Below are 13119 nucleotides of genomic sequence, written 5' to 3' on the forward strand. Positions count from 1 at the left end.
GTTCTTATGCCTGATTGAGCTGCGCTTTGAGCAGATCGCGGAAAGTCTGGATCAGCGGCTCGCGGCTGCGGCCACGGCGCATGATCATGGAAAACGGTGCCTGATAACCGAAGGTGGCCGGCAGCAGCACCCGCAGGTCGCCCTTGTCGGCCCAAGCCTGGGCGTAGTGCTCCGGCAGGTAACCGATGTAGGCGCCGGACAGCACCAGAATCAGCTGCGCCTCCATACTTTCCACGGTCGCGGCGCTGTGTTTGAAACCGTGGCGCGCCAGTTCGGCCTGGCTCCAGTAACCGCGCCCGACCATGCGTTGCTGGGTGATGACCTGCTCGGGAATCCGCCGTTCGTTGAACAGCGGGTGCCGGTTGCTGCAATACAGCCAGTGCTGCTCGCGATACAGCGGCATGTACACCAGACCGCTCATGCGCGTGGAAAACGCGCCAATGGCCAGATCGAGACGATTGTCCTGCACGCCGAGTTGCAGCTCATACGGGCTCATCACCGACAAATGCAGATGCACCGCCGGGTGTTCCTGGCTGTAGGCGCCGATGGCTTCGGCGAACGGCAAGGCCTTGTCGCTGACCGTGGAGTCGATCACCCCGAGGTTGAGCGTGCCGCGCAACTCGCCCTTGAGCGCCGCGGCGTATTGCTCGAAACCTTCAAGCTCCGCGAGCAGGCGCAGGGTTTCCTGATGGAACAGCTCGCCCTTGCTGGTCAGGCTGAAACCACCGCGCCCGCGATGGCACAGCACCAGACCCAGCGCGGCTTCGAGCTGACTCATGTAGGTGCTGATCGCCGAGGTCGACAGGTTGAGTTCCTGCTGCGCGTTGGCAAACCCCTGATGACGCACGACGCTGACGAAGATGCGCAAAAGTTTCAGGTCGGGTAAAGCGTTGGCCATGTCTACTCCAAGGATCGTTCCCCATAGATCGTTCCCACGCTCTGCGTGGGAATGCCGCCTTGGACGCTCTGCGTCCGCTTCACGGCTGTGACGCGGAGCGTCACGGGATGCATTCCCACGCCGAGCGTGGGAACGATCAGCGAGAAGTCTATCCATCTCCCTCGCATTAGTTTAGAAATTTCTGAACTAAGTATTTGCCCGTAGCGATTCTTCCGCCTCACTACATTTCGCAGAATCGGCCCACAGCGGTGCCCGTGACCTTGCGAATACGGCGTGCCGACATAAATAAAACAAAGACGATGAGGCCCTACCCGTGGACAAGATTCTTCACCAACCACTGGGCGGCAACGAAATGCCGCGCTTCGGCGGCATCGCCACCATGCTCCGACTCCCCCATGTACCGACCGCTGCCGGTCTGGACGCTGCCTTCGTTGGCGTGCCGCTGGACATCGGTACTTCGCTGCGCCCCGGCACCCGCTTCGGGCCGCGCGACATCCGCACCGAATCGGTGATGATCCGCCCGTACAACATGGCCACCGGCGCTGCGCCGTTCGACTCGCTGTCGGTTGCCGACATCGGTGACGTGGCGATCAACACCTTCAACCTGCTCGACGCCGTGCGCATCATCGAAGAAGCCTACGACAACATCCTCGAGCACAACGTGATCCCGATGACCCTGGGTGGCGACCACACCATCACCCTGCCAATCCTGCGTGCCATCCACAAAAAGCACGGCAAGGTCGGTCTGGTGCATATCGATGCCCACGCTGACGTCAACGATCACATGTTCGGCGAGAAAATCGCCCACGGTACGACCTTCCGTCGTGCGGTCGAAGAAGGTCTTCTGGACTGCGACCGCGTGGTGCAGATCGGTCTGCGGGCGCAGGGTTACACCGCCGACGACTTCAACTGGAGCCGCGATCAGGGCTTCCGCGTCGTTCAGGCCGAAGAGTGCTGGCACAAGTCGCTGGCGCCGCTGATGGCCGAAGTGCGCGAGAAAGTCGGTGGCGGCCCGGTGTACCTGAGCTTTGACATCGACGGCATCGACCCGGCCTGGGCGCCTGGCACCGGCACCCCGGAAATCGGTGGTCTGACGACCATTCAGGCGATTGAAATCGTTCGCGGCTGTCAGGGCCTCGACCTGATCGGCTGCGATCTGGTAGAAGTCTCGCCCGCTTATGACACCACCGGCAACACCTCGCTGCTGGCCGCCAACCTGCTGTACGAAATGCTCTGCGTACTGCCGGGCGTGGTCCACCGCTGAGGGTCGGGTCATGAACGAACGTGATCAGGTTCTGAAAGCGGCCGCCGCTCTGGTGTCCGCCTTCGCCCGCAACGATCGCGAAGCCTACTTCGGCGCGTTCAGCGCCGATGCGAGCTTTGTGTTCTACACCCTCGAACAGCCCCTGCTGTCGCGCGATGCCTATCAGGCGTTGTGGGACAACTGGCGCGCCGAGGATGGCTTCGAGGTGCTGTCCTGCACCTCGAGCAACGCCTTCGTCAGCCTGCAGGGTGACGTGGCGATTTTCATCCATGACGTGGCCACCGAGCTGCGCATGCAAGGGGAGCAACACTTCAGCCAGGAGCGCGAGACGATTGTTTTCAGAAAACAAGCGTCGAGCCTAGAACAACAAGGCCTTTGGCTGGCCTGTCACGAACATTTGTCCGCAATGCCGGAAGGGCTGCCATCCCCTTAGCCAAACAGGTGACGCCTCACACACGATGAGGCGCGCCTTTATGATCGGAGCAGATCATGAATAACAACAACAACGATCAAAGCCTTACGCAGATTGAAACCCACGGGGTCGAACAGATCCCGGACAACGAACGCACCGCCGGTCCCGTGGACTTGTTCCGCATGATCTTCGGCGGCGCGAATACCTTTGCCACCGCCGTGCTCGGCAGTTTCCCGGTGCTGTTCGGCCTGTCCTTTCAGGCGGGCGTCTGGGCGATTGTCTCGGGCGTGCTGCTTGGCTCGCTGATCCTTGCACCGATGGGCCTGTTCGGCCCGCTCAACGGCACCAACAATGCCGTGTCGTCCGGTGCGCACTTCGGCGTGCACGGGCGGATCGTCGGTTCGTTCCTGTCGCTGCTGACCGCCATCGCCTTCTTCTCGCTCTCGGTGTGGAGTTCGGGGGATGCGCTGATCGGTGGTGCAAAACGCCTGATCGGCCTGCCGGAAACCGACCTGACCCTGGGCCTGGCCTACGGTCTGTTCGCGATTCTGGTCCTGACCGTGTGCATCTACGGCTTCCGCTTCCTGCTGTGGGTGAACAAGGTCGCGGTGTGGAGCGCGAGCCTGCTGTTCCTGCTGGGCATCTTCGCTTTCGCCGGCCCGTTCGATTCGCACTACGCCGGCACCGTCAGCCTCGGCCAGCCGGGCTTCTGGGCCGCGTTCATCGGCGCCGCGCTGGTGGCCATGAGCAACCCGATTTCCTTCGGCGCGTTCCTCGGCGACTGGGCCCGCTACATCCCGCGTGAAACTTCGCGTCAGCGGATCATGGCGGCGGTGGTGCTCTCGCAGATCGCCACCTTCATCCCGTTCCTGTTCGGCCTGACCACCGCGACCATTGTGGCGATCCAGGCGCCGGACTACATCGCGGCCAACAACTACGTCGGCGGTCTGCTGGCGGTGTCACCGAGCTGGTTCTTCCTGCCGGTGTGCCTGATTGCGGTGATCGGCGGCATGTCCACCGGCACCACCTCGCTGTATGGCACCGGGCTGGACATGTCGAGCGTGTTCCCGCGTCTGCTTTCACGGGTCAAGGCGACGTTGCTGATCGGCGTGCTGTCGATTGCCTTCATCTTCATCGGGCGCTTTGCGGCGAATCTGGTGCAGAGCGTGTCGACCTTCGCCGTGCTGATCATCACCTGCACCACTCCGTGGATGGTGATCATGATCATCGGCCTGGTGGTGCGTCGCGGCTTCTATTGCCCGGACGACCTGCAAGTGTTCACTCGCGGTGAGCAAGGCGGGCGCTACTGGTTCAGCCACGGCTGGAACTGGCGCGGCCTGGGCGCGTGGATCCCGAGCGCGGCGGTCGGCCTGTGCTTCGTCAACCTGCCGGGGCAGTTCGTGGGTCCGCTGGGTGAGCTGGCCGGCGGCATCGACATCAGCCTGCTGGTGACCCTCGGGCTGGCCTCGGTGATGTACCTGATGCTGCTGAGCCTGTTCCCGGAGCCGGCGCTGGTCTACGGCCCGAAGGATCCCCGCAGCAAAGGCGCGCATGCGCCGGCTGAAGCGGCGCTGCGTCAGGCTGCCTGATCAACCTTGTGGGAGCGGGCTTGCTCCCACAAGGGCAGCCTCATAGAACCAATTTTGTTTCACCATAAAAAAGACAATCGGAGACACGCCATCATGGCTTTGGATTTATTCGTCGTCCTCATCTACGCCGCCGGCATGCTCTTGCTCGGCTACTTTGGCATGCGCAAGGCCAAGACCAACGAGGACTTCCTGGTCGCCGGGCGTAACCTAGGCCCGAGCCTGTACATGGGCACCATGGCTGCGACCGTTCTCGGCGGCGCGTCCACCGTCGGCACCGTGCGCCTGGGCTACGTGCACGGCATCTCCGGTTTCTGGCTGTGCGCGGCACTGGGTTGCGGCATCGTGGCGCTGAACCTGTTCCTCGCCAAGCCGCTGCTGAAACTGAAGATCTACACCGTTACCCAGGTGCTGGAAAAACGCTACAACCCGATGGCCCGCTCGGCGAGCGCGGCAATCATGCTGGCCTACGCGCTGATGATCGGCGTGACCTCGATCCTCGCCATCGGCACCGTGCTGCAAGTGCTGTTCGGGCTGCCGTTCTGGATCTCGGTACTGCTCGGCGGTGGCGTGGTGGTGATCTACTCGGCCATCGGCGGCATGTGGTCGCTGACCCTGACCGACATCGTCCAGTTCATCATCAAGACCGTCGGCCTGATGTTCATCCTCCTGCCAATCTGCCTGTACCGCGTCGGCGGCTGGGACGAACTGGTGCTGAAACTGCCGGCCACCGCCTTCAGCTTCACCACCATCGGCTGGGACACGATCATCACCTACTTCATGATCTACTTCTTCGGCATCCTGATCGGTCAGGACATCTGGCAACGGGTGTTCACCGTCAAGAACGAAAAAGTGGCTCAGTACGCCGGTAGCTTCGCGGGCATCTACTGCATCCTTTACGGTCTGGCCTGTGCTCTGATCGGCATGGCGGCGCACGTGCTGATCCCGGATCTGGACAACGTCAACAACGCCTTCGCCGCCATCGTCAAACTGTCGCTCCCGGATGGCATCCGTGGCCTGGTGATCGCCGCTGCCCTGGCCGCGATGATGTCCACCGCCAGCGCCGGTCTGCTCGCCGCTGCCACCACCCTGACCGAAGACCTGCTGCCGAAACTGCGTGGCGGCAAACAGTCGAGCCTGGGGGTAAACCGCCTGTTCACCCTGCTGACCGGTGTCGTGGTGCTGGGCATCGCGCTGGTGGTCAACGACGTGATCAGCGCCCTGACCCTCGCGTACAACCTGTTGGTGGGCGGCATGCTGATCCCGCTGATCGGTGCGATCTTCTGGAAACGCGCCACCACCGCCGGCGCCATCGCCAGCATGGGCCTGGGCTTCGCCACCGCCCTGCTGTTCATGTTCAAGGATGGTCTGGATGCCAACACGCCGATCTACTACAGCCTGGCTGTGGGGCTGGTGAGTTTTGTGGTGGTCAGCCTGATGTCCCGTCGCCCAAACGTGGTGGCCAGCGCGATCTAAGCTGAAGCGGTAGCAACAACTTTCTTCGGCGGGTGTGGCGTCGGTTGCCACACCCGTTTTTTTCGTCTCAAGGAAAGTGCTTATGAAGATTGTTTCTCGCGATCAGTGGTTCGAAGTGCAGCACCTTAGCGACGGCATTCGGCTGATTCACGAGCCGTTCATCCGCCCGTTCTATCGCTGCAACCTGTGGCACGTTCAGGGCCGGGACAAGGATCTGTTGCTCGACAGCGGTTCCGGGCTGGTCAGCCTGCGCGAACAACTGCCGTGGCTGACCGAACGGCCGCTGGTGGCGGTGGCCAGTCATTGCCATTTCGACCACATCGCCGGGCATCACGAATTTACCGAACGGCTGGTGCACCCGGCCGAGGCGGACATTCTGGCGGCGCCGGATGGCGAGAACGATCTGAGCCGGGCCTTCGTCGGCGACGACATGTTCGACGCGCACCCGGATTGCCCGTTGTGCTACGCCGAATATCGGGTCAAGGCGGCGCCGGCCACTGGTTTTGTCGAGGACGGCGATGTGCTGGACCTGGGCAATCGCACGCTGCAGGTGCTGCACACGCCGGGGCATTCACCGGGCGGGATCAGCCTCTACGAAGCGGCCAGCGAAACCCTGTTCAGCGGCGACATCATTTACGACGGGCCGTTGATCGAGGACGCCTACCATTCCAACCTCGACGACTACGCCGCCAGCCTGCGGCGCTTGCAGGGGTTGAAGATCCGCACGGTGCATGGCGGGCACTTCGGCAGTTTTTCCGGAGAGCACCTGCGCGGGATGATTGACGAATGGTTGCGCCGGCACGCTTGAGGCCTGCTGTACTTCAGTCAGATCAACCACAATAAAAATCTGCCATGAGAAGAGCTGCCGTGCGTGCTGCCGTGCACCGCTTCATCCTGCGCCTGCTGGAAAATCGTGAATTCGACGACCACACCAGCCTTGCGCAACTGGGGCTGGAAAAAGCGGATATCGAGGATCTGATCTTCCATCTGGAAGATGAATTCGGACTGACGGCCTTCACCGCCGAAGAGGACCGGATGCTCAAGACTGCGAAAACCGTGAATGACCTGAGCCGGTTTCTGATGGAAATCGGGCGTCACTGAAAACAAAAGATCGCACCCGGCCGCCACTCCATGGAGCGACGGCCGGATGCGATCTTTTGTTGTTTAAATCCTTTGATCCTTCAAAGCGGGGCATTACCGCCGACGTGGCTGACGCCGACGCTGTTCGTCATCGGTGCGAATCGGGACCGGTTGCAGAGGCGGTTCGATCAAGCCGAGGGCAACACCCAAATCGTGCAGCCAGTTTTGAATTTTCTCTTTCATCGTCATGCCCCCTTCAGGGTGGTGCTGAGCGTCCGGAATTCTGAGGCCGCTTCGCACTGATAATAGTCCGAAGTCCTACGCAATGCTCGGCCAAATCCGCAATGATCTGTTACTGAATTGATCCAAATCCCTGACCGTTCGTTCAAGCCGTTTCCCGCACGTCCTCGCCAGCCACGGGATAGAGCGCCTGCTGCTGTTCAATCCACGCGTTGAGGTTGGCACCGACCATGCCCCGGCGCCACATGAGCCATGTTGTCGCACTGGCAAAAGGTTCGGCCAGCGGATGCACCGCCACGCTTTCGCGCCCCGGCAGGCTGGCGAGCATCGACTCCGACATCAGCGCCACACCGCTGCCGGCAATCACGCAGGCGAGCATGCCCTGATAGGACTCGATTTCCATCGCCCGGCCCATCGCCGCCTGGTAGTGGGCGAACCACGCTTCCAGCCGTGCGCGATAGGCGCAGCCATGACGAAAGGTGAACACTGCGCGCCCTTCGACATCCTTGGCGCTGCGCACCGGCGGGTGATCGGCCTCGCTGATCAGCACCAGTCGCTCGTTGCACAACGGCACACCGTCGATCCCGGCCAGTTGCGGCGGGCCGTCCACCAGCGCGGCGTCGAGGCGCCCGGTGAGCAGGCCTTCGAGCAACTCGCCACTGGGCCCGGACTGCACCTGAAGATTCACCGCCGGATATTGCTTGTGATAGCGCGCCAGCAGCGCCGGCAAATGGATCGCCGCCGTGCTGTACAGCGTACCGAGCACGAAATCCCCCGCCGGCTGCCCGCCCATCACCGCCGCGCAGGCCTGATCGCGCAAGGCGAACAGTTTGCCGGTGTAGTCCAGCAGGACTTTTCCCGCAGGCGACAACTGCAAACGCTGACGCTCACGGACGAACAGTTCGACGCCCAGTTGCTCCTCCAGCTGTTTAAGCCGGGTCGACAGGTTCGACGGCACGCGGTGCAAACGTTCGGCGGCGCGGGTGATCGAGCCCTCTTCCGCAACGGCCTGGAAGATCCGCAATTGGCTGAACTCCACAACCTTTCTCCTGAACAGAACAAGTTTCTCACTATTATTCAATTTTAAAGAAAGTCAATCAGTCCTAGCCTGACGGTCATTGAACCTCCAACGGAATTCAGACCATGTCACCGCTGATTCGCTTATCCGCCTGTTTCATTGCCCTGATGATGGCCATGGGCATCGGGCGTTTCGCCCTCACCCCGCAACTGCCGCACCTGCTCAGTGAAGGGCAGATCGACCTGACCGCCGCCGGTCTGATTGCGGCGGCTAACTACCTCGGCTATCTGCTCGGTGCGGTGGACGCGATGTTTTCCCGCCGGCCCGAGCAGGTGCAGCGGCGCCTGCATGGTGGCTTGTGGTTGTGTGTGTTGCTGACACTGGCGTCGTTCTGGGCCAACGGCTTCTGGTCGCATCTGTTGCTGCGGTTCGGCACCGGAGTGGCCAGCGCCTGGGTGCTGGTGATGATTACTGCATTGAGTCAGCCGCTGGCTGCGGCGGCGGGTCGTCCACGGTTGGGGGCGCTGGTGTTTGCCGGGCCAGGGTTGGGGATTTTTCTGACTGGGCTGTTGGCGCTGTTCTCACATCTGGCGCAGCAGACTTCCGCCACCCTGTGGCTGATCTACGCCGCCGTGGCGCTGGTGACGCTGCTGGGGATCGTGCGGATCCTGCCACAACCGGGTGTCGGCGTGCCGGCCGCGCCGACTGCGGTCGGTTCGTCAAATCGTGGCATTGGACGTTTGGCGGTGGTGTATGCCTTGTACGGCGTGGGCTACATCATTCCGGCCACGTTCCTGTCGCAAATGGCCAACGCGCAGTTTCACGGGCAATGGCAGGCGGATCTGTTCTGGCCGTGCTTCGGCCTTGGCGCTGCGATTGGTGTGCTGCTGGTGAGTTTGCGTCGGCACGATCCGGAAACCACCCGGCACTGGTTGATGGCGACGTTGTGGCTGCAGGCTGTCGGGGTGTTCGCTTGTCTGCTGGGCAGTGGCCTTGGTCTGGCGCTGGGCGTGATCCTGTGCGGCACGCCGTTCCTGGCCTGCATGCAACTGGTGATGCAACGCTCCCGGGAACTGGCGCCCCACGCCACCCAGCGCAACGCCGGCCTGCTCACTGCGTGCTTCGCCGTCGGCCAGCTCAGCGGGCCGTTGCTGGCGGCGGTCAGCAGCCATTTCAGCGGCGGCCTGCAACCGGCGCTGGTGATCGCCGGCAGCGGCCTGCTGATTGCCGGCGGTCTGGCGTGCAAATCCGTTACGGCTGGCCGAGGGCTTTGCGCAAACGCCGACGCACCCACTGTTCCGCGCTGACGAAGGTGATGCCGAGTAACACCAGCACGGCACCGACGATGAAGTTCAGGCTGAGTTCTTCGCCGAGCAGCACCACGCCAAAGGTCACGCCGAACAATGGCGTCATGAAGGAAAACACCGCGAGGTTGGCCGCCAGATAACGGCGCAGCAGCCAGAACCAGGTCAGGTAACTGAAGAACGACACCACCAGCCCCTGAAACAACACGCTGCCCACCGCTACGACGGTCAGGCTGACGTGGGTGATCTGGCCGCTGAGCAACGCGATCAGCAGCAGGCCGATGAAGCCGACGATCAGTTGATAGAACAGGGTCAGGGTCACCGGCGCTTCCGACAGACGCGAGGCGCGCACCACCACGGTGGTCGCGCCCCAACTGGCACCGGCCAGCACGCCGAGGGCATCGCCCATCAACATGCGGCGGTCGAGGTTGTCCCACGACACACCGCCGGCAAACGCCACGGCAATCCCGACGAACGCCATGAAGATCCCCAGCCATTGCACCGGTCTTAGACGCTCGCTCGGCAACAGGAAATGCACACCCAGCGCGGTGAAGATTGGTGCGGTGTAAAGGAACACCGACATGTGCGCCGCCGTGGTCAACTGCAAGCCTTCGGAGATGAACAGGAACTCCAGACCGAACAAGGCACCGGCCAGCAAGCCTCCGCGCCAGGTAGCACCGACCTGATCCCAGCCGCCCTTCCAGCAGATGAGCAGTCCTACCAGCAACGCGGAAATTCCCGACCGCCCCGCCGCCTGCATCACCGGCGCAATGTCGGTCGCCGCCCATTTGATCATCACCTGCTGCACGCCCCAGATCAGGCACAGGCCGATCATCACTTGCAGGGCAAACCCGTCGGCACTGCGCCGACTGACGCTCACCTCGACACCTCGAACACACACGACATGGCAGTTTTTCCAATGGTCAAACAAAGCCCCGGCTCTTTGTCCGGGGCTAAAAAGGATGGCAGGGATTATCAACCAGTCGGACAGAAATTGCCGCCCGGCAAAGACATGCAATTGCCCTGTTGCGTCATGCCCGCCGTCAGCCTCGGCGAGCGGCCCAAAACCCGACCGTACAGGCCAGCGCCGTGGCAAACGTCCCCCAGGCCCAATCAATCAGCGACACCTGCATCGACCAGCCGCGCAAGGTCGCCCAATTGGTCAGGTCATAGGTGCCATAAGCCACCAACCCGAGCAGCGCGCCCATGCGGGCGGCGCGTTGCCAGGTCAGCGACGGCAGCACCACAAACACCACACAGCCGAAAACGTACAGGCAATAAAAAATCGCTGCTGGTACCAGCAACGGTTTTTCGAGCATCAGCGAACCGAGCAGTTCACGATAGGTCGGCGCCATCAGCACGCCGAGCCAGAGCCCGTCGAGCAGAAGAAACGCCAGCAGTGTGGCAACGTAGGCAATCAACGCTTTTTTCATCTGCCGATCTCAAGTAAGCCCATGCAACATGGGCCACGCAAGACTCAGGTTAGTTCAATGCGATCGGCATGAATGACGATCTGACCGTTCTTGTACAACGAACCGATGGCCTTCTTGAAATTGCCCTTGCTGACACCGAACAGGCTGCTGATCAGTGCCGGATCGCTCTTGTCGCTGACGGCCAGGGTGCCATCGTTCTCGCGCAACTTGGCGAGGATCTTCGAGTTCAGGCTGCTGGCCGCTTCCTGCCCCACCGGTTGCAGGCTCAGGCTGATCTTGCCGTCGGCGCGCACTTCCTTGATGAAGCCTTTCTCGCGCATGCCGGCCCGCATGAACTTGAAGATTTCATTCTTGTGAATCAAACCCCAGTGCTTGTTGTTGATGATCGCCTTGAAGCCCATGTCGGTGGCTTCGGCGACCAGCAGATCAACTTCCTGCCCAGCGCTATAGTTGGCCGGGGTCTTGTCCAGATAACGATCCAGGCGCGCGGTGGCGGTGATGCGGCGGGTGTGCTTGTCGAGGTAGACATGCACCACGCAGTACTCGCCGGCGGTCAACTGGCGTTTTTCTTCGGAGTAAGGCAGCAGCAGATCCTTCGGCAGGCCCCAATCAAGGAACACGCCGATGCTGTTGACTTCAACAACTTTCAAACTGGCAAATTCACCGACCTGAACTTTTGGTTTTTCAGTGGTGGCAATAAGTTTGTCATCACTGTCCAGATAAATGAAAACATTGAGCCAGTCTTCATCTTCGCTGGGAATATCTTTGGGGATATAACGGTTGGGCAAAAGGATTTCGCCGTCGGCACCGCCGTCCAGATATAAACCGAAGTTAGTGTGTTTAACCACTTGCAAACTGTTGTAACGCCCGACTAAAGCCATTTCCAATACCCTCATTGCGTGGGCGGCATTCTACCCGGTTTTGCCGTGCTGGTTGGCCGTCCGATCGGCCGGCCGCGCGAAAATCTGTGGGAGGCCTTGATTTTCCTGGATTTCGGGTTGGATGGACGCCGCTCGTCAGGCCAGCGTGACGGCTATCACGCGTTCCCGACAGCGCCGAACATCATGGAATCGCCTAAATGTTGTTATTTAAAACAGCAGGTTAGCGGGATATTTCGAATAATTAATCACGAATAATCCACCTGCACGGTGGGTTATTCCGGGGGATATTTACCAAGCAATTGTCAAGTTATTCCTGTACGATGCCTGGCCGAGTTACTTTTCTACAGGTTAATGGCCGCCATGCGTGTAAAAGCATCCTCCAGCAAAGCAAAGCCAGCTCCAGCCGTTGAAACCAGCGAATCGATCAACGATCAGATCGCGGCATTCCTCAAGTCCGGCGGCGAAATCCAGCAAATTGCCAAGGGCGTCAGCGGCCAGACGTTCGGCCCGTCCAAGCAGATCAGCCTGGGCAAGAAGTAACACCCCGCAGCACACCAGTCCAAAGGCGCTTTGAGCTTCGAAGCGTCTGGACCGGATCCCTCGCAAGACCTCTCTCGCGTTTAATCAAACCTGTAAAACAGCAGAAATCGACGAACGGCCCTCGATGCCGATCATTCGCCGGTATCCTTGCACGCGTCTGGATCAAGCGTTTCAGCAGGCTTTATCGCCCTGCGCTCGCTGCTCAAGGAGTGACGCATGCTCAAATCATCCTGTTTATTGCTTGTAGGCCTGCTGGCGAGCACGGCCGCGCACGCGCAGATTTTCCAGCGTGAACTCGGTGACTTCGACCTCAAGCTCGGCACCACGCCCAGCCGCAGCATGGCTCAAGGGCTGGTCAAACCTTCGGCAGTCGGCTCGTTCCACGGCGGTCTGGATCTTAGCCATGACAGCGGCCTGTATGTCGGCCAGTACGCCCCGAGCATGGGCCTCACGCCGGGGAAGAATCTCGAAATCGACTCCTACGTCGGCTTTAAACAACCTTTCGATCAGACCCTCGGTTACGAAGTCGGGATGATCCATTACAGCTATCCCAAGGTCGACACTCTCGACAGCCAGGAACTGTTCGGAGGCCTGACCCTGCTCGGCAGCCGGATCGGCATCGCCCTGAGCAACGATCCGGACAAACAGAACAACACCCTGTTTGCCGACCTGGGCGGCAATCAGCCGTTCGGTATCGGGATCAGCATGAAATACACCACCCATCAACTCAACACGCCGGTCTCGGTGGACGGGGGTTATGTCAGCAGTTTTACCGATTGGTCGGTGAAACTTTCCCGGCCGTTCATGGGCATCGACCTCGACCTGATCTACAGCAATTCGAGCCTCAGCGGCAGCGATTGCTCGGCCTATTCCGGGCATAACAGTCAGTGCGACGGGCTGGTCACGCTCAAGGCCGAACGCCCGTTCTTTTGATGGGCTGAACTGCCGGGGCCATCCTGTGTTCACATGAGAATCAGACCCTCAAGG

15 protein-coding genes are annotated in these 13119 nt (G+C 61.0%); 9 read left to right on the plus strand and 6 right to left on the minus strand.

What is annotated here, in order from left to right; genetic code table 11:
• Window positions 1-4: 4 nt before the first annotated feature.
• The gene (locus BMZ46_RS04370) at window positions 5-898 is read right to left on the minus strand and encodes a LysR family transcriptional regulator (protein WP_039772530.1); all 894 of its coding nucleotides are present in this window, start codon (window positions 896-898) and stop codon (window positions 5-7) included.
• A 313-nt stretch (window positions 899-1211) separates the two neighbouring features.
• On the opposite strand from BMZ46_RS04370, the gene speB reads away from it, so the two are divergent.
• The 6 genes from speB (at window position 1212) to BMZ46_RS04400 (ending at window position 6737) form a co-directional block, all read left to right on the plus strand.
• The gene (gene speB / locus BMZ46_RS04375; protein ID WP_003222717.1) at window positions 1212-2162 is read left to right on the plus strand and encodes an agmatinase; all 951 of its coding nucleotides are present in this window, start codon (window positions 1212-1214) and stop codon (window positions 2160-2162) included.
• Window positions 2163-2172: 10 nt separating this feature from the next.
• Window positions 2173-2595 (plus strand): YybH family protein, encoded by a 423-nt coding sequence (locus tag BMZ46_RS04380; protein WP_074691148.1) that lies wholly within the window; start codon window positions 2173-2175, stop codon window positions 2593-2595.
• A 56-nt stretch (window positions 2596-2651) separates the two neighbouring features.
• Window positions 2652-4163 carry a purine-cytosine permease family protein gene (locus tag BMZ46_RS04385; RefSeq protein WP_064594245.1) on the plus strand — a complete coding sequence of 504 codons (1512 nt, stop codon included), beginning with the start codon at window positions 2652-2654 and terminating at the stop codon, window positions 4161-4163.
• A 93-nt stretch (window positions 4164-4256) separates the two neighbouring features.
• Complete coding sequence (locus tag BMZ46_RS04390) at window positions 4257-5636, plus strand: sodium:solute symporter family protein (protein WP_039772536.1); 1380 nt, start codon at window positions 4257-4259, stop codon at window positions 5634-5636.
• Between the two features lie 82 nt (window positions 5637-5718).
• A complete protein-coding gene (locus tag BMZ46_RS04395) occupies window positions 5719-6444 on the plus strand; it encodes an MBL fold metallo-hydrolase (RefSeq protein WP_039772538.1) in 726 nt (241 codons plus the stop codon).
• Window positions 6445-6488: 44 nt separating this feature from the next.
• Window positions 6489-6737: a phosphopantetheine-containing protein gene (locus BMZ46_RS04400; RefSeq protein WP_039772540.1), complete on the plus strand. Its 249-nt coding sequence runs from the start codon at window positions 6489-6491 to the stop codon at window positions 6735-6737.
• A gap of 93 nt (window positions 6738-6830) precedes the next feature.
• On the opposite strand, the gene BMZ46_RS29485 is transcribed toward BMZ46_RS04400, so the two are convergent.
• Both BMZ46_RS29485 and BMZ46_RS04405 read right to left on the minus strand, forming a co-directional pair.
• Window positions 6831-6959 (minus strand): PA1414 family protein, encoded by a 129-nt coding sequence (locus tag BMZ46_RS29485; RefSeq protein WP_003184145.1) that lies wholly within the window; start codon window positions 6957-6959, stop codon window positions 6831-6833.
• 142 nt (window positions 6960-7101) lie between these two features.
• Entirely contained in the window at window positions 7102-7995 is an 894-nt protein-coding gene (locus tag BMZ46_RS04405) for a putrescine utilization regulator PtrR (RefSeq protein ID WP_074691146.1), read from the minus strand.
• Window positions 7996-8099: 104 nt separating this feature from the next.
• On the opposite strand from BMZ46_RS04405, the gene BMZ46_RS04410 reads away from it, so the two are divergent.
• A complete protein-coding gene (locus BMZ46_RS04410; RefSeq protein WP_074691144.1) occupies window positions 8100-9281 on the plus strand; it encodes an MFS transporter in 1182 nt (393 codons plus the stop codon).
• Here the strand turns inward: BMZ46_RS04410 and BMZ46_RS04415 are convergent.
• From BMZ46_RS04415 to BMZ46_RS04425, 3 genes are all read right to left on the minus strand, one after another.
• Complete coding sequence (locus tag BMZ46_RS04415) at window positions 9226-10158, minus strand: DMT family transporter (RefSeq protein WP_074691142.1); 933 nt, start codon at window positions 10156-10158, stop codon at window positions 9226-9228. The two genes, BMZ46_RS04410 and BMZ46_RS04415, sit on opposite strands and share 56 nt — an antisense overlap.
• Before the next feature lie 163 nt (window positions 10159-10321).
• A complete protein-coding gene (locus BMZ46_RS04420) occupies window positions 10322-10711 on the minus strand; it encodes a DUF2177 family protein (protein WP_074691140.1) in 390 nt (129 codons plus the stop codon).
• A gap of 44 nt (window positions 10712-10755) precedes the next feature.
• Window positions 10756-11592, minus strand: coding sequence for a CvfB family protein (locus tag BMZ46_RS04425; RefSeq protein WP_074691138.1), 837 nt, complete (start codon window positions 11590-11592; stop codon window positions 10756-10758).
• 351 nt (window positions 11593-11943) lie between these two features.
• Here BMZ46_RS04425 and BMZ46_RS04430 point away from each other — a divergent pair, with 351 nt between their 5' ends.
• Window positions 11944-12132 (plus strand): hypothetical protein, encoded by a 189-nt coding sequence (locus BMZ46_RS04430; protein ID WP_170844885.1) that lies wholly within the window; start codon window positions 11944-11946, stop codon window positions 12130-12132.
• A 216-nt stretch (window positions 12133-12348) separates the two neighbouring features.
• Complete coding sequence (locus BMZ46_RS04435; RefSeq protein WP_039772546.1) at window positions 12349-13065, plus strand: TorF family putative porin; 717 nt, start codon at window positions 12349-12351, stop codon at window positions 13063-13065.
• Window positions 13066-13119: the final 54 nt, after the last annotated feature.

The sequence above is a fragment of the Pseudomonas sp. NFIX49 genome, assembly GCF_900115915.1.
In the GTDB taxonomy this organism is placed as follows: Bacteria; Pseudomonadota; Gammaproteobacteria; order Pseudomonadales; family Pseudomonadaceae; genus Aquipseudomonas; species Aquipseudomonas pharyngis.

Excerpts from the sequence above, each read along its gene's own strand:
- BMZ46_RS04420 (WP_074691140.1), bottom strand. The coding sequence starts at position 10,711 with ATGAAAAAAGCGTTGATTGCCTACGTTGCCACACTGCTGGCGTTTCTT.
- BMZ46_RS29485 (WP_003184145.1), bottom strand. The coding sequence starts at position 6,959 with ATGAAAGAGAAAATTCAAAACTGGCTGCACGATTTGGGTGTTGCCCTC.
- BMZ46_RS04410 (WP_074691144.1), top strand. The coding sequence starts at position 8,100 with ATGTCACCGCTGATTCGCTTATCCGCCTGTTTCATTGCCCTGATGATG.
- BMZ46_RS04390 (WP_039772536.1), top strand. The coding sequence starts at position 4,257 with ATGGCTTTGGATTTATTCGTCGTCCTCATCTACGCCGCCGGCATGCTC.
- BMZ46_RS04385 (WP_064594245.1), top strand. The coding sequence starts at position 2,652 with ATGAATAACAACAACAACGATCAAAGCCTTACGCAGATTGAAACCCAC.
- BMZ46_RS04395 (WP_039772538.1), top strand. The coding sequence starts at position 5,719 with ATGAAGATTGTTTCTCGCGATCAGTGGTTCGAAGTGCAGCACCTTAGC.
- BMZ46_RS04370 (WP_039772530.1), bottom strand. The coding sequence starts at position 898 with ATGGCCAACGCTTTACCCGACCTGAAACTTTTGCGCATCTTCGTCAGC.
- BMZ46_RS04430 (WP_170844885.1), top strand. The coding sequence starts at position 11,944 with ATGGCCGCCATGCGTGTAAAAGCATCCTCCAGCAAAGCAAAGCCAGCT.
- BMZ46_RS04425 (WP_074691138.1), bottom strand. The coding sequence starts at position 11,592 with ATGGCTTTAGTCGGGCGTTACAACAGTTTGCAAGTGGTTAAACACACT.
- BMZ46_RS04435 (WP_039772546.1), top strand. The coding sequence starts at position 12,349 with ATGCTCAAATCATCCTGTTTATTGCTTGTAGGCCTGCTGGCGAGCACG.
- BMZ46_RS04380 (WP_074691148.1), top strand. The coding sequence starts at position 2,173 with ATGAACGAACGTGATCAGGTTCTGAAAGCGGCCGCCGCTCTGGTGTCC.
- BMZ46_RS04400 (WP_039772540.1), top strand. The coding sequence starts at position 6,489 with ATGAGAAGAGCTGCCGTGCGTGCTGCCGTGCACCGCTTCATCCTGCGC.